This window comes from Novosphingopyxis iocasae, from assembly GCF_014334095.1.
In the GTDB taxonomy this organism is placed as follows: domain Bacteria; phylum Pseudomonadota; class Alphaproteobacteria; order Sphingomonadales; family Sphingomonadaceae; genus Novosphingopyxis; species Novosphingopyxis iocasae.
In genome coordinates this window covers 510,921-536,521 of sequence record NZ_CP060495.1, presented here as the reverse complement: position 1 = coordinate 536,521, position 25,601 = coordinate 510,921, and the positions used below count along the sequence as shown (strand labels likewise).

25 protein-coding genes and 1 tRNA gene are annotated in these 25,601 nt (G+C 62.6%); 19 read left to right on the top strand and 7 right to left on the bottom strand.

What is annotated here, in order from left to right:
* The first annotated feature begins 28 nt into the window (after window positions 1-28).
* From H7X45_RS02590 to H7X45_RS02565, 6 genes are all read left to right on the top strand, one after another.
* Window positions 29-715: a 50S ribosomal protein L25/general stress protein Ctc gene (locus H7X45_RS02590; RefSeq protein ID WP_187336007.1), complete on the top strand. Its 687-nt coding sequence runs from the start codon at window positions 29-31 to the stop codon at window positions 713-715.
* Window positions 712-1,119 (top strand): hypothetical protein, encoded by a 408-nt coding sequence (locus H7X45_RS02585; protein ID WP_187336006.1) that lies wholly within the window; start codon window positions 712-714, stop codon window positions 1,117-1,119. Before H7X45_RS02590 ends, H7X45_RS02585 begins: the two co-directional genes overlap by 4 nt.
* A 42-nt stretch (window positions 1,120-1,161) precedes the next feature.
* The gene (gene pth / locus H7X45_RS02580) at window positions 1,162-1,731 is read left to right on the top strand and encodes an aminoacyl-tRNA hydrolase (protein WP_187336005.1); all 570 of its coding nucleotides are present in this window, start codon (window positions 1,162-1,164) and stop codon (window positions 1,729-1,731) included.
* A gap of 117 nt (window positions 1,732-1,848) precedes the next feature.
* A complete protein-coding gene (ychF, locus tag H7X45_RS02575) occupies window positions 1,849-2,949 on the top strand; it encodes a redox-regulated ATPase YchF (RefSeq protein WP_187336004.1) in 1,101 nt (366 codons plus the stop codon).
* Window positions 2,950-3,037: 88 nt separating this feature from the next.
* Window positions 3,038-4,249 (top strand): alkaline phosphatase family protein, encoded by a 1,212-nt coding sequence (locus H7X45_RS02570; protein ID WP_187336003.1) that lies wholly within the window; start codon window positions 3,038-3,040, stop codon window positions 4,247-4,249.
* A 102-nt stretch (window positions 4,250-4,351) separates the two neighbouring features.
* Window positions 4,352-4,810 (top strand): MaoC family dehydratase, encoded by a 459-nt coding sequence (locus H7X45_RS02565; protein WP_187336002.1) that lies wholly within the window; start codon window positions 4,352-4,354, stop codon window positions 4,808-4,810.
* 56 nt (window positions 4,811-4,866) lie between these two features.
* On the opposite strand, the gene H7X45_RS02560 is transcribed toward H7X45_RS02565, so the two are convergent.
* The 3 genes from H7X45_RS02560 to H7X45_RS02550 all read right to left on the bottom strand — a co-directional run bounded on the left by H7X45_RS02560 (window position 4,867) and on the right by H7X45_RS02550 (window position 6,596).
* The gene (locus tag H7X45_RS02560) at window positions 4,867-5,472 is read right to left on the bottom strand and encodes a hypothetical protein (protein ID WP_187336001.1); all 606 of its coding nucleotides are present in this window, start codon (window positions 5,470-5,472) and stop codon (window positions 4,867-4,869) included.
* A gap of 60 nt (window positions 5,473-5,532) precedes the next feature.
* Entirely contained in the window at window positions 5,533-6,024 is a 492-nt protein-coding gene (locus tag H7X45_RS02555) for a hypothetical protein (protein ID WP_187336000.1), read from the bottom strand.
* Between the two features lie 251 nt (window positions 6,025-6,275).
* Window positions 6,276-6,596 carry a PAS domain-containing protein gene (locus tag H7X45_RS02550; RefSeq protein WP_246449595.1) on the bottom strand — a complete coding sequence of 107 codons (321 nt, stop codon included), beginning with the start codon at window positions 6,594-6,596 and terminating at the stop codon, window positions 6,276-6,278.
* A gap of 545 nt (window positions 6,597-7,141) precedes the next feature.
* Here H7X45_RS02550 and H7X45_RS02545 point away from each other — a divergent pair.
* Window positions 7,142-7,465, top strand: coding sequence for a hypothetical protein (locus H7X45_RS02545; protein WP_187335999.1), 324 nt, complete (start codon window positions 7,142-7,144; stop codon window positions 7,463-7,465).
* 96 nt (window positions 7,466-7,561) lie between these two features.
* Here the strand turns inward: H7X45_RS02545 and mutL are convergent, their stop codons facing one another.
* Window positions 7,562-9,439: a DNA mismatch repair endonuclease MutL gene (mutL, locus tag H7X45_RS02540; protein ID WP_187335998.1), complete on the bottom strand. Its 1,878-nt coding sequence runs from the start codon at window positions 9,437-9,439 to the stop codon at window positions 7,562-7,564.
* A gap of 139 nt (window positions 9,440-9,578) precedes the next feature.
* Here mutL and H7X45_RS02535 point away from each other — a divergent pair, with 139 nt between their 5' ends.
* From H7X45_RS02535 to H7X45_RS02500, 8 genes are all read left to right on the top strand, one after another.
* Window positions 9,579-10,619, top strand: coding sequence for a rod shape-determining protein (locus tag H7X45_RS02535; RefSeq protein WP_187335997.1), 1,041 nt, complete (start codon window positions 9,579-9,581; stop codon window positions 10,617-10,619).
* Between the two features lie 46 nt (window positions 10,620-10,665).
* Complete coding sequence (locus H7X45_RS02530) at window positions 10,666-11,574, top strand: rod shape-determining protein MreC (protein ID WP_187335996.1); 909 nt, start codon at window positions 10,666-10,668, stop codon at window positions 11,572-11,574.
* Window positions 11,575-11,580: 6 nt separating this feature from the next.
* Window positions 11,581-12,135, top strand: a complete 555-nt coding sequence (mreD, locus tag H7X45_RS02525; RefSeq protein WP_187335995.1) for a rod shape-determining protein MreD — start codon at window positions 11,581-11,583, stop codon at window positions 12,133-12,135.
* Window positions 12,132-14,093 (top strand): penicillin-binding protein 2, encoded by a 1,962-nt coding sequence (gene mrdA / locus H7X45_RS02520; protein ID WP_187335994.1) that lies wholly within the window; start codon window positions 12,132-12,134, stop codon window positions 14,091-14,093. The genes mreD and mrdA overlap by 4 nt, the downstream gene beginning before the upstream one ends.
* Window positions 14,090-15,214 carry a rod shape-determining protein RodA gene (gene rodA, locus H7X45_RS02515; RefSeq protein WP_187335993.1) on the top strand — a complete coding sequence of 375 codons (1,125 nt, stop codon included), beginning with the start codon at window positions 14,090-14,092 and terminating at the stop codon, window positions 15,212-15,214. Before mrdA ends, rodA begins: the two co-directional genes overlap by 4 nt.
* A 110-nt stretch (window positions 15,215-15,324) precedes the next feature.
* A tRNA-Lys gene (locus H7X45_RS02510) sits at window positions 15,325-15,400 on the top strand.
* 100 nt (window positions 15,401-15,500) lie between these two features.
* Window positions 15,501-15,812, top strand: coding sequence for a hypothetical protein (locus H7X45_RS02505; RefSeq protein WP_187335992.1), 312 nt, complete (start codon window positions 15,501-15,503; stop codon window positions 15,810-15,812).
* 53 nt (window positions 15,813-15,865) lie between these two features.
* Window positions 15,866-16,231 carry a lysozyme inhibitor LprI family protein gene (locus tag H7X45_RS02500; RefSeq protein WP_187335991.1) on the top strand — a complete coding sequence of 122 codons (366 nt, stop codon included), beginning with the start codon at window positions 15,866-15,868 and terminating at the stop codon, window positions 16,229-16,231.
* 92 nt (window positions 16,232-16,323) lie between these two features.
* Here the strand turns inward: H7X45_RS02500 and H7X45_RS02495 are convergent, their stop codons facing one another.
* On the bottom strand, window positions 16,324-16,464 hold the full coding sequence (locus H7X45_RS02495; RefSeq protein WP_187335990.1) for a hypothetical protein: 141 nt from the start codon (window positions 16,462-16,464) through the stop codon (window positions 16,324-16,326).
* Between H7X45_RS02495 and H7X45_RS02490 the strand changes: the two genes are divergently transcribed.
* From H7X45_RS02490 to H7X45_RS02475, 4 genes are all read left to right on the top strand, one after another.
* Window positions 16,459-17,193: an LAPAL motif-containing putative phage structural protein gene (locus H7X45_RS02490; RefSeq protein WP_187335989.1), complete on the top strand. Its 735-nt coding sequence runs from the start codon at window positions 16,459-16,461 to the stop codon at window positions 17,191-17,193. The genes H7X45_RS02495 and H7X45_RS02490 overlap by 6 nt on opposite strands.
* A gap of 440 nt (window positions 17,194-17,633) precedes the next feature.
* Window positions 17,634-18,107, top strand: a complete 474-nt coding sequence (locus H7X45_RS02485; protein WP_187335988.1) for a hypothetical protein — start codon at window positions 17,634-17,636, stop codon at window positions 18,105-18,107.
* Between the two features lie 508 nt (window positions 18,108-18,615).
* Window positions 18,616-19,851: a HEPN domain-containing protein gene (locus tag H7X45_RS02480; RefSeq protein ID WP_246449592.1), complete on the top strand. Its 1,236-nt coding sequence runs from the start codon at window positions 18,616-18,618 to the stop codon at window positions 19,849-19,851.
* Window positions 19,852-19,922: 71 nt separating this feature from the next.
* Entirely contained in the window at window positions 19,923-21,074 is a 1,152-nt protein-coding gene (locus tag H7X45_RS02475) for a PIN domain-containing protein (protein WP_187335987.1), read from the top strand.
* A gap of 545 nt (window positions 21,075-21,619) precedes the next feature.
* Here H7X45_RS02475 and H7X45_RS02470 read toward each other — a convergent pair.
* Window positions 21,620-24,316, bottom strand: a complete 2,697-nt coding sequence (locus H7X45_RS02470; protein ID WP_187335986.1) for a hypothetical protein — start codon at window positions 24,314-24,316, stop codon at window positions 21,620-21,622.
* Window positions 24,313-25,539 carry a hypothetical protein gene (locus tag H7X45_RS02465; RefSeq protein ID WP_187335985.1) on the bottom strand — a complete coding sequence of 409 codons (1,227 nt, stop codon included), beginning with the start codon at window positions 25,537-25,539 and terminating at the stop codon, window positions 24,313-24,315. The genes H7X45_RS02470 and H7X45_RS02465 overlap by 4 nt, the downstream gene beginning before the upstream one ends.
* Window positions 25,540-25,601 lie beyond the last annotated feature (62 nt).

The window sequence follows — 25,601 nt, the reverse complement described above, 5'->3', positions numbered from 1 at the left end:
GGACGAGACAACCAACTGGAGAATTACAATGAGCGATCAGCTGACCCTGTCGGCCGAAGCGCGCGAGCGGGCGGGCAAGGGAGCCTCCCGTGCACTGCGTCGTGAAGGCCGCGTTCCTGCCGTGATCTATGGCAACAAGAAGGACGCCGCGTCCATTCACGTGTCCGAAAAGGAGCTGTTCAAGCTCCTCATGACCGGCCACTTCATGAACAGCGTTGTCGAAGTGACGCTGGACGGCTCCACCGAGCGCACGCTGCCCAAGGACGTCCATTTCGATCCGGTCACCGATCGCCCAATGCATGTCGACTTCCTGCGTCTCGACAAGAACGCGAAGATCGATGTGAACGTCCCCGTGGTGTTCGTGAACGAGGAAGCATCGCCCGGCCTGAAGCGCGGCGGCGTTCTGAACGTCGTGCGTCACGAGCTGGAACTGCTTTGCGCCTCGGACAAGATCCCCGGCGAGATCGAGATCGACGTCACCGGCCTGGAAGTCGGCGATTCGATCCACATCTCGGCGGTCACGCTGCCCGAGGGCTCGGAAAGCGCGATCACCGACCGCGATTTCACCATCGCCACCATCGTCGCTCCGTCGGCGCTGAAGCGCGATGAAGGCGAATCCGGTGAAGACGAGGTCACCGAGACCGAAGTCACCGAACAGCATGCCGAGACCGTCATGGGCGAGCAAGGCGAAGAAGAAGACAAGCCGTCCGAATGATCGGACGCTGTCGCAAGACGTTGATCGGGGCGGCGCTCATTGCCGCCCCCTTCATGCTTGCCCCGGCTGCCGCGCAGCAGCAGCCAACCGCACAGAGCGATTTTTCCTGCTATGCCCTGCTGACGTCGCAGGCGCAGGCGATCGCGATCAATCAGCGCATCCCGCCGGCCCAGAAGGCCGAACGCCTGCGCCAGCTCGACATTCTGATCGCCTTCTTTCAAGGGCGCATCAGCCAGCTTCCCGCCCAAGGCGCGCTTGCCATGCTGAACCGCGGAAAGCAGGTGGTGGTCGTTATGCCGCCGGCCGAACGTGAGGCGCAGTTGACCAATTGCACCGCCGTCTACAGTTCCGTCGATGGCTTTACCCAGCAGCTCGATCAGGGCCTGGATCCCACCGCGCCCTGACGCGCATTCTCATCAGACGCACTCAATCAGGAGGCATCCGTCATGCAGCTCTGGGTCGGCCTCGGCAATCCGGGCCCGCGTTATGCGCTGCACCGGCACAATGTCGGCTTCATGGCGCTGGACGCCATCGCCGAAATGCATGATTTTCCCGCACCGTCGAAGAAATTTGCCGGCTGGCTGGTCGAAGGGCGCTTCGGCAGCGAGAAAATCCTGTGCCTGAAGCCCGCCACCTTCATGAACGAGAGCGGCCAGAGCGTCGGCCAGGCGATGCGCTTCTATAATCTGGAGCCCGCCGACGTCACCGTCTTCCATGACGAGCTGGACCTTCAGGAATTCAAGCTGAAGGTGAAAACGGGCGGCGGCCATGCCGGCCATAATGGCCTGCGATCCATCGACGCGCATATCGGCGCGGACTTCCGCCGCGTGCGCATCGGCATCGGCCACCCGGGCTCCAAGGAACGCGTGAACGGCCATGTCCTTGGCAATTTCGCCAAGACCGAAATGGACGATCTTGCCGATATGCTCGGTGCCATCGGCGCCGAAGCCGAATGGCTGGCGAAGGGCGAGGATGCCCGCTTCATGAATGAGGTCGCGCTGCGGATGCAGAGCTGACGCCCCATCCCTTCAAGCGGGCAGCGCGCGCAGACGCGGTATCGCCCCCCGCGCGCCACTGGAAATCTGCCGCTTGCGGCGCTAGATGCGCTGGCATCACATCAGGACGAGTATTTCATGGGTTTCAAATGCGGGATCGTCGGGCTGCCGAATGTCGGCAAGTCCACGCTGTTCAATGCGCTAACGGAGACGCAGGCGGCGCAGGCGGCCAATTATCCCTTCTGCACGATCGAGCCGAATGTCGGCCAGGTCGCTGTGCCCGATCCGCGGTTGCAGAAGATCGCCGGCATCGCGGGCAGCGCGAAGATCATCGAGACGCAGCTCAGCTTCGTGGACATTGCCGGCCTGGTGCGCGGCGCCTCCACCGGCGAGGGTCTGGGCAACCAGTTCCTAGGCAATATTCGCGAGGTGGACGCGATCGTCCATGTGCTGCGCTGCTTCGAGAATGACGACATCCAGCATGTCGAGAACAAGGTCGATCCCATCGCCGATGCCGAGACGGTGGAGACCGAGCTGATGCTCGCGGACCTCGAAAGTCTCGAAAAGCGCGTGCCGAACCTGCAGAAGCGCGGCGCGAGCGGCGACAAGGAAGCCAAGGCCACCGCCGCGGTGCTGTCCAAGGCGCTCGATCTGCTGCGCGACGGCAAGCCCGCACGGCTCACCGAACCGGCGGACGAGGAAGAGGCGCGTCTATTCGCGCAGGCGCAGCTGCTCACCGCGAAGCCCGTGCTCTATGTCTGCAATGTCGAGGAAGACGCCGCGGCGAACGGCAATGAATATAGCGCGCGCGTATTCGAAAAGGCGAAAGCCGAAGGCGCGGAGGCAGTGATTGTTTCCGCTGCGATCGAGGCGGACCTTGTCGGTATGAGCCAGGAGGAGAAGATGGAATTTCTCTCCGAAATGGGGCTGGAGGAAACTGGCCTCGCGCGCATCATCCGCGCGGGTTACGAGCTCTTGAACCTGCAGACCTTCTTCACCTGCGGCCCCAAGGAAGCGCGCGCCTGGACGGTCCATAAGGGCGCCAAGGCCCCCGAAGCCGCGGGCGAAATCCACAGCGACTTCCAGCGCGGCTTCATCCGCGCCGAAACCATCGCATTCGACGATTATGTCGAATATCAGGGGGAAGCCGGCGCACGCGAGCACGGTCGCCTGCGCCAGGAGGGCAAGGAATATCTGGTGCAGGACGGCGATGTGATGCTGTTCAAATTCAACGTGTGATCGGCGCAGAGCCGTAACATTTCGGCTCTACAATCCACAGGCGGTTGGATGGCTGATGCCCGCCCCGGGTGACGGAGTATAACATAACATGAAGAAACTGGTTCTGCTGATCCTGGCGTTGGTTGCCGCCCCGGCTTTCGCGCAGGAAGCGCCGCCGCCGCAGAATGCGCCCACCCCTGTCATCCTGATCGGCATCGATGGTTTTCGCGCCGATTATCTGAACCGCGGCATCAGCCCGAACATCTCGGCCATCGCGGTGGAGGGCACCAGCGCGCCGATGCGGCCAAGCTTTCCCACCAAGACCTTCCCCAATCACTACACGCTCGTCACCGGCAAGCGGCCCGACAATAACGGCATCGTCGGCAACTCGATGATCGACCCGCGCCGCCCGGGCGTGATGTTCTCGCTGGGCGATCCCAAGCAGTCGCTCGACCCCTTCTGGTGGGACGAGGCCGAGCCGATCTGGGTGACCGCCGAAAAGCAGGGTGTGCGCACCGCCACGATGTTCTGGCCCGGCAGCGAAGTCGCGATCCATGACCAGCGCCCGCAAGACTGGCAGCGCTTCGATCAGGCGGTAACCGGTCGTCAGCGAGTGAACGCGGTACTCGATTGGATGCGGCGTCCGGCTGATATCCGCCCGCGCTTCGTAACGCTGTATTTCGATACGGTGGACACCGCCGGACACCGTTACGGCCCGGACAGCGCGGAAGTGAATGCGGCAATCCAGAACGTCGATGCTGAAATCGGCTATCTACGCGAGGGGCTGCGCGCCATGGGCGTGAACGCGGACATCGTCGTGGTGGCCGATCATGGCATGCGCGCGGTGGATCCGGCGAAGGTGGTTCAGCTTGCCGATCTGCTGCCGCTAGACAGCTTCATCATGGTCGAAGGCGGGCCCTATGCCGCGATCGAACCTGCCGCGGGCACCGACGACATTGTCTATGACGCGCTGTTGAAGGCGCACGACCATATGGATTGCCGGCGCAAAAAGGACCTGCCGGGTCGCTTGGATTACGGCAAGAACCCGCGCGTCGCAGCGATCATCTGCATTGCCGAGCCCGGCTGGACGATCCTGGCAGGCGATCCGCCTTACCCGGTTTCGGGCGGCGCGCATGGCTATGACAATCAGGACCCCGACATGCTTGCGCTGTTCGCCGCCAGCGGCCCGGACATCACCGGGAAGGCCAAGGGCACGTTCGACAATGTCGATATCTATCCCCTGCTCGCCCGCCTGATCGGTATCGAGCCGCTGAAAAGCGACGGCGGCGACAATCTGGCCAAGGCGCTGACACGCAAGTAACGGCGGGCGCCATGAGGAAGGGCGTTCGGCCGGGCCTCACCGCTTCCTGTGAGGCGTCTTAATCGCTTGCCATCTGCCGGGACGTGACCGAAGATTGCGGCCATGCAATTTTACGAAGACCTGATCGTCGGTTCGCAGCGCAAATTCGGTCGCTACGAAGTCACGCGCGAGGAGGTGCTGCAGTTCGCCACCGCCTATGATCCGCAGCCCTTTCATCTTGACGATGCCGCGGCGGCCGAAACCTATTTCGGCAAGCTTTCCGCCAGCGGCTGGCACACTTGCGCCATGACCATGCGGATGATGGTCGATAGTTGGGAGGATGAGGCACAGGCCTCGCTCGGCTCACCCGGCATTGACGAATTGCGTTGGCTGCGCCCGGTTTACCCGGGTGATGTGTTGCGGGTGGAAAGCGAACTGATCGAAAAGCGCCGCTCCGCCTCGCGCCCTGAAATGGGCATTACGAAAACGCGGCAGACCACCTTCAATCAAAAGGACGAACCGGTTCTGTCGATGGTCGCGAACGGCCTCATCCGCGTGCGCGATCCGGAAGCGAACGACTGACCCGCACTCGCAGGTCTAAGCAGAGCTTCCAGGTCGTCAGCTTTCCCGCGCAGCCATCAGATGCCGCAGGTATACACACCTTGCGGATATTGCTGCTCGGCCTGCTCGGTAATGACGGTGAGCGTTGCCGGCCAGCTCTGCGCATTCGCTTCCACTGCACCTGGCACTGGCTCACCATTGGCCGCGTCAGTCGGCACCGTGACCGGGGCAGAGGCGGTATCGTCCCGCACGATCGTGATCGTCAGGCCCTTCTGATTCTGGAAGGCCGGGCCTTCGGTGAGGTAATTATAGCCGCCGCCGCGCATCCCATCCAGGCGCACGACCCCGCCGGGCAGCCGCACCACCGCGCGCGGGCGTTCCATCGCGCCCGCCGGGGAAGCTGCCACCAGCAGCAGTTCGTCTGCCGCAGAGGTGAACGAACAGCTCTGCAAGGGATCGATCGCTCCGCCGAAATCGGCGGCGGTAACGGCCTGCAGATTGAGCGCGGCCTGGCTGCTCTGCGCCGGTTCCGCCTGAGAAGGCGAAGCACCAAGCGATGGGCCGGACGTCGTCTGCGCCAATTCGGCTACGCTGCGATCCGGCTCGAACTCGTCTACGGGAACGGTACGGGCGCAAGATGCCAGAAGGATCGGCGCAGCGGCAAGAAACAGAAAGGCTTTCATGCAGGCGGAGATAGCCCGTTGCTGCCCGTTTTTAAAGGCGCGATGGCGCGCTAAATCGGCTCAGGCGCCGCAGGCCCACAGACCGGCGTCGAAGCGCGCCTCGTTGCCGTCGGCGATCGCCACCGTCAGATCGCCCTGACCTCCGGCGGCCTCGATCACCGCGATGACATTGCCGTCCGAGAAACGACCGCCATTCTGGATCGCCTCGATCCCCCCGGCCGTATCGGCCTGCAGCGTGCGGAAATCGCCGCCCAGCTTCAACAGCCCCTTGCCCTTGGCAGCGCCATTTGCCGGCCCCGCAGCCACGAACAGCTCGCGCCCGTCCGCGCTGGTGAAACGACAGGTCGGGCCGCTGCCAAGCCGCGCCTCATAATCGGCCTGGGTCAGCGCATCGAGCAGGATCGGCCGCTCCTTCGCCGTCGGCGGAGCATCGGCAGGAAGATAGGTGTTGTTTTCCTTAGCGATCTCTTCCTCGCTCTTGCCCGAACAGGCGGCCAGCGCGAGCGGCAGGGCGGCGGTCAAGCTCAGGACGACGGACAGGCGCAGGTGCATAGGGATCTCCCTCGATTCGCATGGATCGACGGGGCGATGCGCTAAGTGCGGTAACGCTGCAATTCAATGCTCTTGCGGCGCATTGCGCCCCCGGTCGCGTCGATTGCGGTCCGATGATGCCGCCGGATCGATTTTCGGAAGTGGCTTTCCGTGCCGTCTGGCGTGCAGCTTCAGCCGGTTACGTCCCGCGATGTGCACAGGACGGAAACCACCTGTCCGGATGCAGCGCATAGCGGCCGCAGATTCACGGACTATCGCCGCAGCGCGCCCTTCGCCGTGGGACAGTCCGCCGCGAACTCGGCTTCCCCGCCTTGCGCAGCGAGACGGAACCGTGCTTCGACGAAAGGACGCGAGGGCTCGGGCCACAAGTCCCACCAGAGGCGGCCGATCACATCGGCGGTATCGTCGATCTCCATAGCAAGGAGGCCGTTGCAGTTCATGAAATCCAGATGGCCGTCGATGCTCAGCAGCTTGACGCAGTCTTTTGACTGTTCGAGCAACCCGACCGCCAGGTCGTTTCCGCTGAGGCCGACCGATCCCGCAATGGTGATGGCTACGGCCTCCGGCGACATATCCCGTTTCTCCTTCATCCAGTATCTCGGCACCACGACCTTTGCCCGTACCTGACATGAGCGACAGCCACCCGTCGATTACCCCTTCGGGTAATGACGGTGTTGGCGGGGTTCCCCGGATAGCGACCCGAAGAAAATTTCGTCTTGTGCTTACGGAGAAATGACGGGGTTAGGCGAAAGCTTCTCAAGACAGTTAGGCGAGAGAAAACAAAACCATCAGAATTCTCCATCGCCTCAAACGGGTGACCATGCGGCAATGCATACAGCATCTAAGCGAGGACGTCTGATAGATATCACTATATGAAGCGTGACGTGATTTGCTTTACTATAGACTTTCCCCATAATAAGTCTGCATTTGATTATTGCTTCTTTAATTATACTGATCTTTATGGTATTTGCGATCAACAGTCAGCTTTTTTTCGTCGAGGTGAGAATCTTTACTTTTCATCCATTTATAGGTGGATATTCAACAGCAATGATGATTTTTGTTTTGTAGTTGCGCTATTTTTCACTACGTTCTCAAAATCGAATCGGGGGATAGGATCGTGAATAAAAGATTTCTCGCTTTGGCGGCGTTGGGGTTGGCGAGTTTGTTAGCAAACTGCACAGAACAGCCTTCTAGCAATTTTGTGGTTTCTACAAAATTGAAGGTGTGGGGTGCGCCCAGCAACGTCAGTCGCTTTGTTGACCTAGACAATCTTAAGTACCCGCCCAAGTTACACCTTTTGATGCACAAGCGTGAAGACGGAAGAGTCGAAGCGACTTTAGCCGTGCCGAACAGTTATTCTAGCGACGAGATTGTGAAGATCACAAAACGCGCGCTGGACATGGATCTCAATTACGAACTCACGTCTAGCAGGACATCTTGATCGCCTAGTCTCTCAAAGCCGCCTCGGCGAAATTAGTCGAGCTGCCCCTAAAAATTCAGAATTGAAAGCCGAGCGTGAAAGCGCCGCCCGAATGAATCACTTCCGCCCGAACAGCTTCTCGATGTCCTTGTGGCCCAGCTTCACCCAGGTCGGGCGGCCGTGGTTGCACTGCCCGGAGCGGGGGGTGGCTTCCATGTCGCGCAATAACTGGTTCATTTCGGCCACGTTGAGCACGCGGCCGGCGCGGACGGAGCCGTGGCAGGCCATGGTGGCGGCGACATGGTCGATGCGTTCTTTCAGGCTCAGTGCCTCGTCATAGGCGGCGAGTTCGTCGGCGAGGTCTTCTACGAGTCCCAGGATGTTGCCGTCGCCCAGCATCGCCGGCACGCTGCGCACCAGCATGGCGCCCGCGCCGAAGCGCTCCAGCTCGAGCCCGAACGCGGCGAGTTCGTCCGCGCGCGCTTCCAGCCGGTCGCAAGCTGTTTCTTCCAGCTCGATCACCTCGGGCATCAGCAGGCGCTGTGCAGGCACCGCCCCCTCGCCCGCCGCGGCGCGCATGCGCTCGAGCACCAGCCGTTCATGCGCGGCATGCTGATCGACGATGACGAGCCCGTCCTCCGCCTCGGCGACGATATAGGTCTTCGCGACCTGCCCGCGCGCAACGCCGAGCGGATGCTCGGCCGCCTGCGGCACCGCTTCGGCTGCAGGCGCAGCGCGACCCATGGGGGCGAAGGGGGTGCGGTCTTCGCGCAGGCTGCTGCCCTCTTGGCCGCTCGGGGCACCGGGCATGGGATAGTCGCCTAAGCTAGAAGCGACGGCGTATTCAGTAGACGGGCCCGTCCCCAGCCCCTCCCGCAGACCAGAGGGTGACGGTGCCCCGCTATCCTGCGACCACAGCATCCGTTCAGGCTCGCGCACCGGTTCCTGCTGCCACAGCTGCTCGCTCGACTGGCTGGGGCGGCTGACCGAGCGGAAGCCTGCTTCCTCCAGCGCGCGCCGCAGCCCCGAGACGATCATGCCGCGGATCATCTGCGGCTCGCGAAAGCGCACCTCGGTCTTGGCGGGGTGGACGTTCACATCGACCGCTTCGGGCGGCACGTCGAGGAACAGCGCCAGAACGGCATGGCGATCGCGCGCAAGCATCTCGGCATAGGCGCCGCGTACCGCGCCGGTCAGCAGCCGATCCTTAACCGGGCGGCCGTTGACGAACAGATATTGGTGGTCGGCCACGCCGCGGTTGAAGGTCGGCAGGCTGGCGACCCCGCCCAGCGTCACACCTTCGCGCTCCAGCTCCACCGCAACGCTGTTTTCGACGAGCCCCGGCGTGGTGAGCGCGGCGACCCGTTCCGGCCCCGTCATGCCCGGCTGCACCGAGAGCGTGCGCCGCCCGTCATGGTCCAGCGTGAAACCGATCTCCGGCCGTGCCATGGCGAGGCGCTTTACCGCATCCAGCGCGGCGGCATATTCGGACCGCGCGCTGCGCAGGAATTTGCGCCGCGCGGGCACCTTGGCGAACAGCTCTTCCACGCGCACCCGCGTGCCCGGCGGAATGGCCGCCGGGCCTTCCTCCGCCAGCAGGCCGTGGTCGACCGTGCGGGACCAGCCCTCGCCCTCTTTCGTGCGGCTCTCGATGGTGAGCCGCGCGACCGAGGCGATCGACGGCAACGCCTCGCCGCGAAAGCCGAGCGTTTCAACCAGTTCCAGCGCTTCGGTTTCGCCCAGCAGGCTCTCGGGCAGCTTGGACGTGGCGTGCCGTTCCAGCGCGAGTTCCATCTCCGCACGCACCATGCCGCAGCCGTCGTCGGTGACTTCGATAAGGCCCAGACCGCCGCTTCCCAGCCGGATCGCGATGCTTTGCGCGCCCGCGTCGATCGCGTTCTCGACGATCTCCTTCAGTGCGCTGGCGGGCCTTTCCACCACCTCTCCGGCGGCGATGCGATTGACCAGGGATTCGGGAAGCCTTCTTATTGACATGGGGGGCGATCTAGCCGAAGCGCACGCATCAGGCGACTCCCCATAGCGCGATAGGATGTTTCGCTGCCGAAACGGCGGCTCGAACCCGCTATAGGATTTGCCAACAGGGACCCGCCCCACCCAAGGCACAGGAATAGTCATGGTTTTCTCTCGTCTCTTCAAGTTCAACTCGCATGACATGGCGATCGACCTCGGCACCGCGAACACGGTGGTCTACGTGCGCGGCCAGGGCATCGTCCTGAACGAGCCTTCGGTGGTGGCGATCGAGACGCTGCAGGGCATCAAGAAGGTGCGCGCCGTGGGCGACGACGCCAAGATGATGATGGGCAAGACGCCCGATTCGATCGAGGCGATCCGCCCGCTTCGCGACGGCGTGATCGCGGACATCGATGTCGCCGAGCAGATGATCAAGCACTTCATCCACAAGGTGCACGGCAAGCGCCGGATGTTCAGCTATCCCGAAATCGTGATTTGCGTGCCGTCGGGCTCCACCAGCGTTGAACGCCGCGCGATCCGCGATGCCGCCAGCAATGCGGGCGCATCGGAAGTGTTCCTGATCGAAGAGCCGATGGCCGCTGCGATCGGCGCCGATATGCCGGTGACCGAACCGATCGGCTCCATGGTGGTGGATATCGGCGGCGGCACGACCGAAGTTGCCGTGCTGTCCCTGCGCGGCCTTGCCTATACCACCTCGGTGCGCACCGGCGGCGACAAGATGGACGAGGCGATCGTCTCCTATGTCCGTCGTCACCACAATCTGCTGATCGGCGAAGCCACGGCGGAGCGGATCAAGAAGGAATATGGCATCGCCCGCGCCCCTGCCGACGGCATCGGCCAGACGATCCACATCAAGGGCCGCGATCTTGTGAACGGCGTGCCCAAGGAAATCGCCATCAATCAGGGCCAGATCGCCGATTCGCTGTCAGAACCGATCGGCACGATCGTGGAAGGCGTGCGCATCGCGCTGGAAAACACCGCGCCGGAACTGGCCGCCGACATTGTCGATCAGGGCATCGTGCTCACCGGCGGCGGCGCCCTGATGGCGGGCCTCGACGAGCAGCTGCGCGACGAGACCGGCCTGCCCGTGACGGTGGCCGAGGATCCGCTCACCTGCGTTGCGATCGGCACCGGCCGCGCAATGGAAGATCCGATCTTCCGCGGGGTTCTGACGACCGCCTGAGCCCGCCCGTTCACCATTCGCCGTCCATCAGGGGGGAGCGACCGACATGGCCACGCCGCCGAGCCGGCGTCCGGGTTTTTCCCGCAAGGCGCAATATGGCATCTTTGCCGGCTATGTGCTGGCGGTGGCCGGTGCGCTGGGCGGACTGCTGCTGCTTGCCATCTCGCTGATCGACCCAACCGGGTTCGCCGCGCTCCGTTCGATCGGGCGGGAGGCGACGGCGCCGGTGGCCGAGGGCGTAGACGGCGGCCGCCGCGCCGTGGGCGGCGCCGGCAGCACCATCGCCGCTTATGTGAACGCCGGACGCAAAAATGCCGAACTGCAGCGGCAGGTGGATGCCTATCGCGCGGAACTGATCAAGGCCCGCTCGCAGGAGCGCGAAATCGAACGCCTGCACCAGATGCTCGGCCTGGTACAGAACACCGCTGAACGCGTCGCAGTAGGCCGCCTCATCAGCACCAGCGCCTCCTCCACGCGCCGCCTCGCGACGCTATCGGTCGGCACGCGGCGCGGCGTGCGCTCGGGTCAGCCGGTGCGCAGCCCCAAAGGGCTGGTCGGCCGCATCCTGAATGCCAGCGCAGGCACCGCGACCATTCTGCTCATCACCGATCCGGAGAATGTCGTGCCGGTGCGCCGCGCAAGCGACGGCCTGCCCGCTTTTTCCACCGGCCTCGCCGACGGCAATGTCGAAATTCGCGCGATCAACGCCGGGCAGAACCCGTTTCGTGCGGGTGATGTGCTGGTGACGAGCGGAAACGGCGGCCTCTACGCGCCGGATATCCCGGTGGCGCAGGTGCTGCGCCTGACGCCGGACGGCGCGGTAGCGCGGCCCTTCGCTCAGCCCGCCGACACCAGCTATGCGATGGTGCAGCGCGTCTTCATACCCGTGCCCCCGCCCAAGGCGCCGGAGGCCCCCGCCTCCGATCTGCCGGCGGATGACGCGGCGGGCGAATAAGCCGCCATGCGCCGTTCCACCGTCACCAATGCCTATCCCGTCGCCAAGCGCCGCCGTTACCGATCAAGGCTGAACCGGCGCGCCTCGCCGCTGAAGGCGAATGCCGTGCCGATCATCTCGGTGCTGGTCGCCTCGCTCGTCACCACCCTGCCCATCCTTACCGCGCTGCCGCTGCTCCCGCCGCTCGGCCTCATGATGTTGATCGCCTGGCGCCAGCTGCGCCCCGGCCTGTGGCCGATCTGGATCGGCTTTCCGCTCGGCCTGTTCGACGATCTGTTCTCCGGCCAGCCGATCGGAAGCGCGGCGTTCCTGTGGTCCGTCGTGGTGATCGCGCTCAGCCTGATCAATGATCGCACCAACTGGCGCGATTACTGGCAGGACTGGCTTGTTGCGGCTTTATGCCTTATATTCGCGATCATTGGGGGCATGCTGATAGTGGGGCTGGTGTATAAGCCAGCCGGGTTGGAGCCGCTGGTGCCGCAAATTCTGCTTTCGATCTTCGGCTTTCCGATTGTGGCGCGCATTGTGTCCGCGCTGGACAGGTGGCGTTTGTCGGCATGATTTCCTTCCGCAGGCGCCGCCGCAGCACCAGCAAACGCTCCAAACCGCCCAAGACGATCAACAGCGCGCAGCAGGACTTCACCTTCACCCGCCGGGCGATGTTCGTCGGCGGCGTGCAAGGCGTGCTGGGCCTCGCCTTGGCCGCGCGCATGACCTACATCTCCGTGGCCGAAAACGAGCGCTACAAGCTGCTTTCCGAAAGCAACCGCGTGAACCTGACGCTGCTGCCTCCGCGCCGCGGCTGGTTCATCGATCGCTATGGCAAGCCGATCGCCGATAACCGCGCCGATTTCCGCGTCGACATTATCCCCGAGCGCCTCGCCAACCGGGAAGGCACCGTGCGCGAACTGGCGACGCTCCTCAACCTCAGCGGTGAGGAAGTGACCCGGATCAACAAGGAACTGGACGAAAAGAGCGGGTTCCAGCCTGTCCAGGTCGCCTCCGGCCTCGATTGGGAGCGCTATGCCGCGGTCTCGGTGCGCTTGCCGGACATGCCCGGCGTGTCGCCGCGCCAGGGTTTCTCGCGCCGCTATCCCGCGGGCGCCGCGGTCGGCCATCTGATCGGCTATGTCGGCACCGCCTCCAAGGAAGAATATGACGAGAGCAAGGACCCCTTGCTCATCACGCCCGGCTTCAAGATCGGCAAGGACGGGCTTGAATCGGCCTTCGAGCAGGATCTGAAGGGCAAGCCCGGCGCCAAGCGCGTCGAGGTGACGGCCAGCGGCAAGATCGTGCAGGAACTCACCACTCGCTCCGACGTGCCGGGCAAGCCGGTGCAACTCGCGCTCGACGTGGATCTACATCACTATGCCGCGCGGCGCCTAGGTCAGGAATCGGGCAGCGTGGTCGTGATCGACTGCGAAACCGGCGGCATCCTGACGATGGCGTCAATGCCCAGCTTCGATCCCAACAGCTTCTCCGACGGCATCGGTGTGAGCGAATATAAGTGGCTTCAGGCGGACGACCATGTTCCCTTGCGCAACAAGGCGCTGAAGGGCCTCTATCCGCCCGGCTCCACCGTGAAGCCCAGCCATGCCATGGCATTCATGGAGAACGGCATCGATCCCGACGAGAGCATCATCTGCGGCGGCGGACGGCGCATCGGCAACCGCTTCTTCCACTGCTGGGGCAATCACGGCGTGGTCGATATGGCCAAGGGCATCTACCAGAGCTGCGACAGCTATTTCTATCACTTCGCCCAGAAGGTCGGCTTCGAAAAGGTCGCGAACTTCGTCGACCAGCTCGGCATGGGGCAGGAATTCCCCCTGCCCGTCACCAGCCAGTTCTACGGCACGGTGCCCAGCCCAAGCTGGAAGGAGAAGAAGTTCGGCAAGCCCTGGCAGACCTATGACACGGTGAACGCCAGCATCGGCCAGGGCTATTATCTCGCCAACCCGCTGCAGCTTGCGGTGATGTGCGCGCGGCTTGCTACCGGCAAAAAGCTGATGCCGCACCTCGTTATGGATCAGCAGGCCCCGCCGCCCGAAAGCCTGGGCTTTCCCGAAGACCATATCGTGCGCGTGCGCAACGCCATGTCGGACGTGGTGAACGGCCCCGGCACCGCGGGCCGTGCGCGCCTGCCGCTCGACAATGTCAAGCTGGCGGGCAAGACCGGCACCGCGCAGGTCGTCAGCCTGTCGCGCGGCGACGGCAAGAACACCATCTGGAAATATCGCGACCACGGCCTCTTCATCGCCTTCGCGCCGTTCGACAACCCGCGCTATGCCTGCGCCACGGTGATCGAACATGGCGGCGGATCCGGCGCGGCCTATCCGGTGGCCCGCGACGTTCTGCTGTATCTCTATGACCGTCAGAAGGCGATGGATTCGCTGCTCGCGCTGGAAAAGCAGTGGGGCGGCGATATCGAACAGCGCATGGCGCGCGATCTCGCCCTGTTCCGCGCCCGCCAAAGCGGTGAAGCGCAATCGGACACAAAGGACGGGGAGCAGACGACATGAGCACGCGCCCCGGCGGCATCGTTCCCGCACCGATTGCGGAGCTTCCCTGGAAGCTGATCCTGACCCTGTTCTGCCTCGCCGGTTTCGGCGGCGTGGTGCTCTACAGCGCGGCGGGCGGCCATCTGATGCCGTGGGCTGCGCCGCATCTCGTGCGCTTCACGGTCGCCCTCGGCCTCGCCATCGTCATTTCACGCTTCTCGCCCGATTTCTGGAAGCGCATGACCTTTCCCATTTACGGCGCGGTGCTTGGCATGCTGCTTCTGGTGGAGCTGCTCGGCCAGATCGGCGGCGGCAGCCAGCGCTGGCTGAACCTGGGCGTTATCACGCTGCAACCGTCCGAGCTGATGAAACCCACGATCGTCCTCGCGGTCGCCCTGTTCTTCGATCGGTTGCCGCCCAGCAAGCTCTACACTTTCGATGCGATCTGGCCGCCGCTGGTGCTGATGGGCTTGCCCAGCGCGCTCGTGCTCCTTCAGCCCGATCTCGGCACCACCATCACCATCGTTGCGGGCGGCGTCACCGTGGCTTTCATGGCCGGCCTGCCGATGCGACTGTTCGTGGGCGCGGGCGCGGCGATCGCGGTGATCGCCCCCCTCGCCTTCTTCTTCGTGCTGCACGATTATCAGCGCGGGCGCGTTACCACCTTCCTCGATCCCTCGGCCGATCCGCTGGGCGCGGGCTATCATATCAGCCAGTCCAAGATCGCGATCGGATCGGGCGGGCTATGGGGCAAGGGATTCCTCAACGGCACGCAGAGCCACCTCAACTACCTGCCCGAAGGCCATACCGACTTCGTGTTCGCCACGATGAGCGAGGAATGGGGCCTGATGGGCGGCATCGCCATCCTGATCGGCTTCGCGCTGCTGTTCCGCTGGGGCTTCGCCGTCGCGTTGCGCGCCAACACGCGCTACGGAAAGCTGGTCGCCGCAGGGCTGACGACCACCATCTTTTTCTACGTCGCGATCAACCTGATGATGGTGATGGGTCTCGCCCCCGTGGTGGGCATTCCGCTGCCGTTCCTGAGCCATGGCGGCAGTTCCATGCTGACCATCATGATCTGCATCGGCCTGATCATGTCAGTCGATCGCAAGCCCGGACGAGGCGGCGGCGCCTTCGCCTGAAGCCCTGCAAACTTTTTGCAGAAAAGGTGCATCGAGGCGCTTGACAATCGGCCGCCCATGAACGAAATGCCCCCTTCCCAAGCGCGCCCCAACAGGCGCCACGGCCATGGGGACGCATAGCTCAGTTGGTAGAGCAGCTGACTCTTAATCAGCGGGTCCTTGGTTCGAGCCCAAGTGCGTCCACCACCCTTCCCCTTGATGTAGCTGTGATTTCGTCACCTTGGTAGAGCATGTCGGTTAGCACTCGGTCGCGCTGATTGCTCCAATGCGTTCCGAGGAGAGGGGCATGGCGGTGCTAACCGCCGGGACCATTTCGCGCCCGTTCGGCGCTATGGAAGATGACGAGAAGAAAACCGATTTCGACGCCTGCCTGATGGGCTGGTCCCTGTGCAACTTGCGTGACGAGAAGGGAGACATATGGCCCGTGATCCTCGCCGAGGTTTGGGATGACAAGCGCGGTCGCTGGGATAACGGAACGCGCATCCGGATCGGGGTGATCAGATCAATGCCGGTTCCGCCGCTCCAGTTCGGTGATATCGTCGAGACGAAGACTTCGTCCCACATTCTCGGAAGACCGAGCGACACCACGATCCAGTAGCGGTTGCCCTCGCCTGCTGCTACTCAACGATAGGAACGACGAGGGGATCACCGATGCTGCTTCACGCTCTGACGATGGCCGCTGCTGCGCTCGGGCAGGCCGACGCGCCGGCCGACAGCTCGGACGCCGAACTGAACCGTTACTACTCCGCCGCCATGGAACGCCTTGCAGACCGGGGCGAAGAATACGCGAAGGCGCGCACCGAGCTCCGTGATGCGCAGCGTGCTTGGATCAAATACCGGGACGCCGAATGCGGCGCTGTCTTCACAAGCTGGTATCCGGGATCGATCGCTCGCACGATGGCCGGCGACTGCGTCGACCGTCTGACAAACGCGCGGACGCACGCGATCTGGGCCCACTGGCTGACCTTCGCGGACTCGACGCCGCCGATCCTTCCAGAACCTCCGATAACCGACTGATCCGTAGCGATGGTCGATCTGACGAAACACGTGCGGACCCGCATCCGCTACGACGGGCCCGCTCTCGTGGGCACGAAATGGACGTGCAAGATCTAGCGCCTGCCCTTCTCGTGATGGCTGAGATCGTCCAGATCGCGAACCGCAAGTTCAATGGCGATGCGGTCGCTATCCGGGTCATGGTCGATGCCGACGTAGAGTAGCAGTGCTTCCAGCTCGACCTCAGCCTCGTGCAATCGGTCCTCGACCAAGCAGCCACCCTGCTCGGTCAGAAAGACGTCGCCACGGCCAAAGAGATCGCCGAATGGATCGGCATCACTGGTGCTCCCAGTCTCGGCCTCTTCGCACTACTTAAGCGCATCTACGGCAAAGGCGATACGCCACCAGCGGTCACATTCACGACAGGCGATCAAACCGGGACAACGACCATCAATATCGCTGGCGATGTTCAAAGCCTTGTCGTTCCGACCGAGACTGCCAAGCTGCTCGTCGACCAGGATGTCCGGAAGAACGTGCGCGGTGTCCTCAAGCCACTCGAACGCGATGGCTACGAGGATCTGACCTTCCTTCACCACGAGCAACCCGTCACGCGCATCGAGAAGGACGAGGTTGCGAATATACGGTCCGCGCCGCCGAACGATCCAGAGGAAGAGCAGACCGAGAGCGCCTCAAGTATCCGTGGCGCTGTTCGCATCAAATCACCTCAATACGAGGGCGGCGTTAAGTGGTCCCTGCTCTACCAAAGGCGCGCCATCGATGCCGAAATCGCGGACGAGGCTACCAAATGGGTCGCGGACTTCCAAGCCAATCGCGTCGCCGCGCCTCCGAACACATTTCTCGAGGTCAGCATGACCGAAACTGTGAGGCTGAACGAGCACGGCCTCGCGGTCAGCAAGCCAGCCTACGTCGTCCACGAGGTCCACTCGGTTACACCGCTGCCGACCCAGCCCGGACTGCCGTTTTAGCCTCCGCCGGCTTGCCGATTCGTTCCGGTTATGTTCTACCCGTATGGTATGACGAATCGGCCCCTCCCCCTGGCCCATGACGAGACGCTACGCGCGATGGCGGCGGCGATATACGCCTCTATCTGATTCGACGACGTGTCCCTGAGCTTCGAACGCGCTGAGCGGCGTAGGACCAGCAAATACCGCCGGGCGGTAGGAGCCGCGCAACAGGCAATGGCGGCCGCGTCGCGAGTGCGCGAGCGGGAAAAGAGGCAGATGCCGCTGCTGTAAGATCAAATCTCCGGGAGTGTAATCTCAAGGAGTATGAAAAATGATCAAGACGAGTTGGATCGAACAGGTAAGGTGGATCAAGCCGAAGCCGAAACGCGAGAGTCCCATCCACGAGGATCGGCCGATGGTGGTGGACCGGGGAGCCTGACAAGGCGTGGGGACTGGAGCAGATGCTCGGCAGCGGCCCGGCACAGGTCGAGAAGGTCGCGAAAACGTGGCTCTTCCGTGATCCGCGCGGCGATTACCACGAAACCATAGGCGAACTCTTCAACACCTTCCGCCTCGGACGTTGCCGGTGTGATCGCATGAGCGATCCGGTCGAAAAGATGCGGCATGTTCTTGAGGCGCTCGACAAGGAACTGCACGTCCGTCAACCGGAAAAGATGGTCGAGAAGACGTTCGACGGTTCACGCGCATACCTTGAGGATTACCTGCAGTATCTGGAGCTGGAGCAGATCGTCACGTGTGAGGGCCGGTCGATCACTGACCTGCGGCTCAGTGCGGAAGGGCAGTCGATCTTGCTTATGCTGCGTCTCAGCGCGCCACGTTCGAACTACGACTGCTCGCCCGGTGCCACGCTCCGTCGCGCCATGGAGGCCCAGCCACATCGCTTTAAGAAAAGCATCGAGGACATCGAATGGTGATCGCTAAGAGCGACCGCCCTTTACCGTGCACCAGTGCTCGGCCGGGTCTAGTCGACATACCCTGGTGCTTGAAGATGCAACTGTCTTCATGGTAATCCAGCCATCGACATGACTCGGACAACGCGGACATATTTCTTTAAGCCCTTTCAATACGCGCTTCGCACTCGTTAGCCTATTACGCATCGAACGTTATCCGGCATCATGGACCGGCCCCTAGGGGCAATGGTGTGCTTTCAGATGTGGAGTTCGAATTTCTGGTCAGCAGGTATGGTGCGTATAGCGCACGGGGCATAAAATGGGCCGGTTTCGGACTGTCCGGGCTTAGTCGCCGAACCGAGCGAAACTGCCATTCGACCGGGCATCTTGTGCGTGATACCAACCTCCTGCTTCTCAGGCGTCGCCAATAAGTGCAGACGAAAGCGTTTGCTCCGAGAGATTCGGCTCGTTTACCTGCGCATGTTCGACCATGTTCACACCCCCGGCGAGATGTAATGATCTTCGCCATTGGGTGAAAGCGGTGTTCGCCAACACCGTATCTTTGATTAAGATGGGAGGGGATTTGACGCACACTCAGGCAATAGAACTGCTCGAAGAAGCTGCGCGCGAACTGGCTGAAATTCATCGCGGCAAGCACTATGCTTTGTGGCGCGATGATAAACGTCATTCCCTTGGCGATGCCCTTCGGCAAGTCTCGCCGTTCGACGCCTATAGCGACAGTTGGATTTTTACTGGCGATGGCGGCGGAGCGACAGCGCAGGGCCGGTTCGGCGATTGGGCGATTGATCGTCTGGTCGAGAAGCTTGAACCCGCGGCAATTCTTGCTGCCTTTGGCGAAGAGATCGCGAGAAATGTTGGACACTATTTCGAACTGAGCGCAATCCTCGGCGTGCAACTAGATGCTAGCGTCGATTTGGGCGGCGGCGTGACACTGGACGCTGAGCCGGATGACACTTTCGAAGGCCTGATGCATCGCATCCCTTTCCAGATGCTGCCCGTGCCGTCAGGAACGAGCGTGCTTCGCCTTCGATACTGCGTCGAGCCCGCATTCGAGCTCCGCACTGGCTCTTCGCTCGGCGAGAGCGTGACGACACCAGCGGCGTCGGCCCGTGATCAGGTGCGCCAACGAGTGCGCCTGGCTTGCCTCCTCGCCAGCACCGGTCCGGTCGAGCTACCATTTTCGCTACTGCAGCCCGATCGCGCGAGCCTGTTCGTCGCTGGAGACGGCAATCAGGCTGGGCGTCCGTTCGCTGCGATGCCTTTGGTCGCTTTTTCGGTTAAGGGCACTGCAGTCGGGCGAGCCTATGATCTCCTCGCAACCTTCCGCGGCGGCGTAAGCATGGCGCGCGCGATCGATCGGCTTGGGCGTTCCCGTCTGGCGATCAACCCGGTAGATCGCGCGCTCGAGCTCGGCATGGCGGCCGAGATTGTGCTGATGCATGACCACAGCCCTAGCAATACCGAAATCGCGTATAAGATTGGCGGCCGTGCGGCATGGCTCCTCGGCCAGACACCTGCCGAGCGGGCGACGATCTTCGCTGACATGAAATCGCTCTACGGAGCGCGGTCACAAGCGGTGCATTCCGGCGTGTTGTCGTCACGATCGACCATAGACCTCGATGCTGCTGATGCGCTTGTCACGCGCATCTTCAATGCGATCATCGCGCGTGGCGCATTTCCCGACTGGTCTAGCCTAATGATGGGCGGAGACGCCTTGCAAGCGGGGGAGGAAGAGGATGGCGAATAAGTTCAATGCGAACCGCGACCTCCAGATATAACGAATAATTTGCCTAGCAATGTGGAAGCAGAATAAGCCCGATGCCCAAGCTCTCCGACGATGACGTGAAGGCGAAAATCGCCGATGGCTCGATCTCGGCCCTTACCATCGATACCAATGTATTCGACAAGTATGGCTGTAATCTTGACTTCGCGATCTTCCGGAGGCTCGATCAATTCACCGGCAGCGCCGTCGCCGTACTGTTTTCGGAAATTATCGTGCGCGAGGTGACACGTCATATCGCAAAGGAGGCCGCCGAAACCCAGCGAGCGCTTAAGAAGGCCCTTTCGGCTCACGGAAAGCGATGGAAGATCGATTCCGCCGAGGTAGCGCCGATAGCAAGTTATCGCGCTGAGGACGACTCAGGCGCTGCGGCAGATGAGCAATTTGAAAGCTTTAGGGATGCAGTGAACGGCGAGGTCGTCCCTGCGCTTGGGGTGAACGATCGCACGGGCGAAATTCTCGATCGATATTTCTCCGTCCTCACTCCCTTCGAGAACAAGGATGCAAAAAAGAGCGAATTTCCCGACGCCTTCGCGCTCATGACGCTCGAAGCCTATGCGCAGCGTGAAGGGATGTCGATCCTCTGCGTGAGCGGCGACAAAGGCTGGGCAAATTTCTGTGCAGGATCTGAGCGCCTTGTCTGCATCGCCGACCTCAATCAAGCGCTCTCGTTCTTCAACGAATCCGGTCGCTTGGTCGCCGAGGCTGCGGTAAACCTACTGAGGGCCGGGCAGACCGAAGAAATCACGGCAGAGATCGAGAGCGCAATAGAATACAGGCTCGATGATGTCGACTTTTACGCGGACGGCTGGTCCAGCGTTGAATTCGAGACCGAGCCGCTCTCGGCAACGCTACAAAGTATCGACTGGGAGGCAGCGGGAGCGCCGGTCGTAATTGCTGTAGATAGTGACGTCGTCACCTTCACGACCCTTGTTGCGGCGCGGGTCTCTTTCGAGGCGAGCTTTCGGTTCGAGGTCCGTGATAGCCCAGATCGCGACTATGTCAGTTTGGGGTCTGAGGACGTTTCGAAGGAGACGAGCGTTGACTTCGAACTTGCGATCACCGTTCCAAAAGACCCCGATGAAGGCATGGAATCGATCGAGGTCGATGTAGCTCGACGTCATATTCAAGTCGACTTTGGAACGGTGGAACCTTTCCAGAACGAAAATCCCCACCATGAACGCTATTGATGCGGCCACTTTGATATTGGATAGGCTGGCGTAGCCGCGGTGGCTCAGGGGTAGGACGCTGCGGCAGACGGCGGTGTATGGCGGACCGGTAAGGATTGGAACTGCCGTTGCATTTGGTCAGTATTAAGAACTAATCGCGTCCGCTTGCAAACACAGTCCAAACTTGCATGAATGCCGATTTGGGGCGCGCAACTGACATGCCTATCCCCAGTCTGGAACGTCCGCTTTCAGGCAATCGGCGGTGGAGGTTCAATGACAGAAATTAGGGCGCACTGCAGACCGGCAGAACGTGGGCCGAGCTAAAAACTGTCCGCTTCAGATTGGTGGTCGGCCAAAGCAGACAACTGGAACAGCCAGCATCTTGCGGCGGGGTGAGGATTTTCGGCGACGCCGATCAACTCATTATATCTTGCGATTTCCGGTGCCGGTGGCGCCAGATCGACAAGACCTTCTATGTCGATGAGCGGTGGGCCAACGAAGAGGTGGCGTCTCTCGCCGCCAGCTAGCTATGCGTTGCGGGCGTGTTCGTAGGGTCAGCCCAGCTGTCACAATGGCGTGTCAGCAAGCGCGCCATTCAGCAGAGGCGACAGGCTGAGCCTTAGCTTCGGATCCTGCCGCAGCTTCGCGGCGTAGGCGGAGACCACTGGGTCGTCCGGATCGAGGCGCTGGTCGAGCCGTCGCGCGGCGGTCAGCAGCGCCGCGTCCTCGCCGCGGGGGCCGAGCGCCATTGCGCGATCGAGAAGGATACGGATGGCCAGTCCGGCCTCCGTCTCGTCAAAAGAATCAAGTCGCGCCAGCCTCTCTCCAAGTGCGGCGTAGAATGCGTCCGCACGCTCCGTCCTCACGACATCGGCGTCGATGCTGCCGGATCTAGTCGAGTGCATCGCTAGTGCCGTCGACATGCCTTCACGCAATGCCTCCTCTTCGAATGCGGTCGCAAGGGGTTCCTCCAGCGCGTCCTGTGTTCCCAGCCATCGGACGAACTCGAGGGTGGCGAAGGTCCAATTGTGGACCGTGACACGGTTGGGGCGAGTCCGGGGCGGGATCGCAAAGTCGGCGAAAAGCGCCGGTCGCGCCGTTGCCGCGCGCCAGAGTGCGGCAAGCGTCTCGCGCAGTCCGCGCGCGCGTTCCAAGAATGCCGACTGGTCACCCAGTTCGGCGGCGATCCGATCGCCGTTTCGCCCGAGCATGAGCACCGCTTCGTAGCCGTTGTAGAGTGATGGCGACGGCCGCTCGCGTGTTGCCGAACAGAGTATCTCTTTGAGACCGGTCAAAGCATCCATGACGCCCTCCTCCCCTACGATGCGCGGGGCGGCGAGCAGCGCATGAATGTTGGCCGTGGCGGCACTCGACGATGTCTCAAGCGCGCGCTTGCGCACACCGTCGATGATCCCGGCCATGCCGGCCGCATTAACATGCGCGGCAACTTCGGTGGGATCTACCTCCTCCATAAGATAGAGAAGCGAGGCGTTCTCGGACTTGGCGTTCAGCGCGAGTTTGACTAGCGCGGTCGATCGCCTTCGGCCGAAGTCTGCGTCCTTGCTAGAAATCCGCGCGGCGGCGTCCGACCCCAAAAGACGGCGAGCCGCGTGAGTTAAGGGCCAGAAGGCGTCGTCCGGCAGCCGGTCCACGACGTCGAGCGTCCGGTCTAGGAGCACCCGCGAAGTCCACGGATCCATGCCTGCCAAGAACTCTGCTGCGGTCTCGATCACCTCTGAGATCGTGATAGCTGCGCGGTTGGCGACAACGTCATCCATAAGTCGGACAAGTTCGTCGCCGATGAGGCTGCTGAAGTCGGGACGTAGCGCACCGACCTGCCGGAGCGACTTGAGCGCGAGCCCTCCCGTGTTGGTGTTGGATACGCCCGTATGCGCCCCCTCGCACGCCGCCGCGGTTAGGCCCGCTAGAAGTTCACGGGCCAACTCCTCGCGGTCGCGCGGCATCGCTATCAGCCACTCGCGCCGCAGAACGGTCGCGACCATAGAGCGGGCGCTCGCGGTGCCAGGACTACGCTGGGCAATCGCACGTAGGGCCTCGATCACGGTGAGATCGACGTATGCCTCAATTAGGGGTTCGTCCCACACCGTTCCCTCGGCGAGGTCGCGCCGCCCGCTCTCGACGAGCAGCCTGACCCCTAGCAAGAAGGAGTCGGGTCGCAGGTCGCCGCCGAGGCCCGATCGCACCTCGTCGATTAGGGACCTTCCGTAGTGCCCCTTAGTCGTCCAGCTCTCCGTTGTCCCTCCAAGCGCCGTCTGCCGTCGCAGTGTGGCCCAAAACCAGCGATGCGCGTCCCTGTATTTGCCAGTTGCTGAGTAGGTGACTGCATTGTCGAGGTGGTGGCTGCTGAGGAGCAGCGGTGCGGCGTAAGTCGTGGACCGGGTCTCGGGCCAGACAGTCGAGAAGGTGCCCTCGGCGAATCTGGCATTCATCAATTCGAACCCGGCGTTTAGCGCAGGCAGCGGCGCCGCATCGATAGAACGCCGTGATACCAGCTGCTCGAGCAGCGCGGCGGCCGCTGCGGGGCCGTTCAAGTGCCACTCGGCCATGGCGACGCATTGGATAGTTACGTCGGCTGCTGCTTCGGTCGCTTCCCGCCAATCCTCTTTGGGGTCGGAGAGCCGGGCGGCCGCGTCGAGATAGCATGCCTTGGCTAGGTCCCACCGGTCGGCATCGGCGAGCAGGTCGCCGAAGTGCTTAGTCAGCAGCGCGGAGAGGAGAGGTGCCCCTCCTTCACTGATGTTGCGCACGGCGTCTAAGAACCCAATATCTACGTGGCTTTCATCTGCGGCCGCCGCCCGCGCTTGCGCCATGGCTAGCGATGCGGGCGATAGGCGCTCGTCGTCAAGCCGCCCTATCGACCCGAGGTCGGCGCAAGAGAGGCGAAACGCGCCGTCCAAGACCCCGATCCAAGCCGCGTCCTCCGTTGCGACCTTCTCGTGCGTCTGCGAAACTGGGTCGTCGCCCCGCCAGACCATTGTAGTAATGTAGCGAGTGAGGAAGTCCGCAAGCGGGTCCGACGTGCCACGCGTGACAATTGACCAAGAGGAGAGCGCCGAATCACCGGCTGGTGCCAGCTCGTCTACGAGGTCTGCAAGCGCCAGCCGGCCACAACTTCCAACGTCGACGATCGCGATTGCAAGTTCGCGAACGAGTTCGGCGGTGAGTAGGTGGTGCACGATGATCCATGGGATAGGCCGAGCCCGGAATTCGGCGACACGGATGTCAGTTGGCCGCTGGATCATGCGGGAACTCCTGGGTTGGTCTCGTTCATCCGGCCGGAACCGGTGTGCAGTTCGGTAATTCGCAGCGATACAATACTGCCCTCGGATCGCCACCGCGATCTCTCTCTTGGGAGCCGATGCAAATCGAAGGCGAAGATGCGCGCGGTAGCGGCAGGATCGACGGCGAATGGATCAAGTCCAGCGACGAAGCCAAGGCTAGACCAGGAGGTCAGCGCGTCATCGTCCGGACCGGACCAAGCGTTGTTAGGCTTCGGCTCTTTCGCGTGACGCCCCCAGCAGGACACCGAGACCGTTGGGATGATCCGCTTGAACACTGGAGGAAGCGGCAGGAACGCTCCGGACAAACCGCCGCCTAGGCCCTTGCCGATCTCGGTGTAGTTGGCGAGGACGAAAGACGACAGGTGGTGCCTCGCGCAGTCGCCATGCTCGGCCGCGTCGCGGAAGGCGTCGAGGAACTGCAGGTGCCATTCCCGAAACCGTGAGCCATCCAACCGTCTGCCTTCCGGCTGGGGTGTGCACGTCGCGACTGAAACGACATCCACGTGGTTGGGCGGGTCCGGGATGCAGTCCGCGTGGCGCGTTATGGCGGCGATCGGCGTTGCCAGTCCCCGGTCGCTGCCGATGCTGAGCGCGTCGGAGCAGATCAGCGGCTGCATAGTAATGGTTCCGAAGCGCGCGTTTCGGGGCTGAAGGGTCACGAGGCAAAGCAGGTTCGCCTCGCTCATGTGGCGCTCGGGAAGCGTATCGACCTCAAACTTCGACCTAATCAGCTTGGGGTGGAGACAGACCCGCAGCTTTGAGTCTGCGTCGACAGCCAGCACGCAGCCGATGTTGAACCAGCCGTCAGGAGGCTGGTCGTCCAGCCATCGCACGAAGCCGTCCAAATCGCCGAGCGCGGAATCCGTAAGCCGGGTGAACCGCTCCACCAGCGAGCGGACCGCGGTTGTATCGAAGAGGTGACCCGAGGACGGTTCATCCGGCCGAAGGCCGAAGTGCAGGCAGCCGCTTGGACCCAGCGGGCTAATTGCCTCCGCTACGGCCAGAACGGCACTCGGCGTGGCAAAGGCCTCCGGGAAGGTCACTAGGTCGTATCGGGTCAGCACCGGGGGAACGGTCGCATCGTCGAACCGGTCGAGCGGCAGGGCGACTGGGCTAATTAACTCCCTCATAACCTCGCTCAGCACGCCCGTGTCGCCGCCAAGGACGAGGTCGCGCGGCTCCACTACCCTTACCGCGAAAGGTTGGGCGTCTCGGTCAATCGGCCATCGTAGATGGACGCCTTGAA

Excerpts from the sequence above, each read along its gene's own strand:
- H7X45_RS02590 (WP_187336007.1), top strand. The coding sequence starts at position 29 with ATGAGCGATCAGCTGACCCTGTCGGCCGAAGCGCGCGAGCGGGCGGGC.
- H7X45_RS02585 (WP_187336006.1), top strand. The coding sequence starts at position 712 with ATGATCGGACGCTGTCGCAAGACGTTGATCGGGGCGGCGCTCATTGCC.
- pth (WP_187336005.1), top strand. The coding sequence starts at position 1,162 with ATGCAGCTCTGGGTCGGCCTCGGCAATCCGGGCCCGCGTTATGCGCTG.
- ychF (WP_187336004.1), top strand. The coding sequence starts at position 1,849 with ATGGGTTTCAAATGCGGGATCGTCGGGCTGCCGAATGTCGGCAAGTCC.
- H7X45_RS02570 (WP_187336003.1), top strand. The coding sequence starts at position 3,038 with ATGAAGAAACTGGTTCTGCTGATCCTGGCGTTGGTTGCCGCCCCGGCT.
- H7X45_RS02565 (WP_187336002.1), top strand. The coding sequence starts at position 4,352 with ATGCAATTTTACGAAGACCTGATCGTCGGTTCGCAGCGCAAATTCGGT.
- H7X45_RS02560 (WP_187336001.1), bottom strand. The coding sequence starts at position 5,472 with ATGAAAGCCTTTCTGTTTCTTGCCGCTGCGCCGATCCTTCTGGCATCT.
- H7X45_RS02555 (WP_187336000.1), bottom strand. The coding sequence starts at position 6,024 with ATGCACCTGCGCCTGTCCGTCGTCCTGAGCTTGACCGCCGCCCTGCCG.
- H7X45_RS02550 (WP_246449595.1), bottom strand. The coding sequence starts at position 6,596 with ATGTCGCCGGAGGCCGTAGCCATCACCATTGCGGGATCGGTCGGCCTC.
- mutL (WP_187335998.1), bottom strand. The coding sequence starts at position 9,439 with ATGTCAATAAGAAGGCTTCCCGAATCCCTGGTCAATCGCATCGCCGCC.
- H7X45_RS02535 (WP_187335997.1), top strand. The coding sequence starts at position 9,579 with ATGGTTTTCTCTCGTCTCTTCAAGTTCAACTCGCATGACATGGCGATC.
- H7X45_RS02530 (WP_187335996.1), top strand. The coding sequence starts at position 10,666 with ATGGCCACGCCGCCGAGCCGGCGTCCGGGTTTTTCCCGCAAGGCGCAA.
- mreD (WP_187335995.1), top strand. The coding sequence starts at position 11,581 with ATGCGCCGTTCCACCGTCACCAATGCCTATCCCGTCGCCAAGCGCCGC.
- mrdA (WP_187335994.1), top strand. The coding sequence starts at position 12,132 with ATGATTTCCTTCCGCAGGCGCCGCCGCAGCACCAGCAAACGCTCCAAA.
- rodA (WP_187335993.1), top strand. The coding sequence starts at position 14,090 with ATGAGCACGCGCCCCGGCGGCATCGTTCCCGCACCGATTGCGGAGCTT.
- H7X45_RS02505 (WP_187335992.1), top strand. The coding sequence starts at position 15,501 with ATGGCGGTGCTAACCGCCGGGACCATTTCGCGCCCGTTCGGCGCTATG.
- H7X45_RS02500 (WP_187335991.1), top strand. The coding sequence starts at position 15,866 with ATGCTGCTTCACGCTCTGACGATGGCCGCTGCTGCGCTCGGGCAGGCC.
- H7X45_RS02485 (WP_187335988.1), top strand. The coding sequence starts at position 17,634 with ATGCTCGGCAGCGGCCCGGCACAGGTCGAGAAGGTCGCGAAAACGTGG.
- H7X45_RS02475 (WP_187335987.1), top strand. The coding sequence starts at position 19,923 with ATGCCCAAGCTCTCCGACGATGACGTGAAGGCGAAAATCGCCGATGGC.
- H7X45_RS02470 (WP_187335986.1), bottom strand. The coding sequence starts at position 24,316 with ATGATCCAGCGGCCAACTGACATCCGTGTCGCCGAATTCCGGGCTCGG.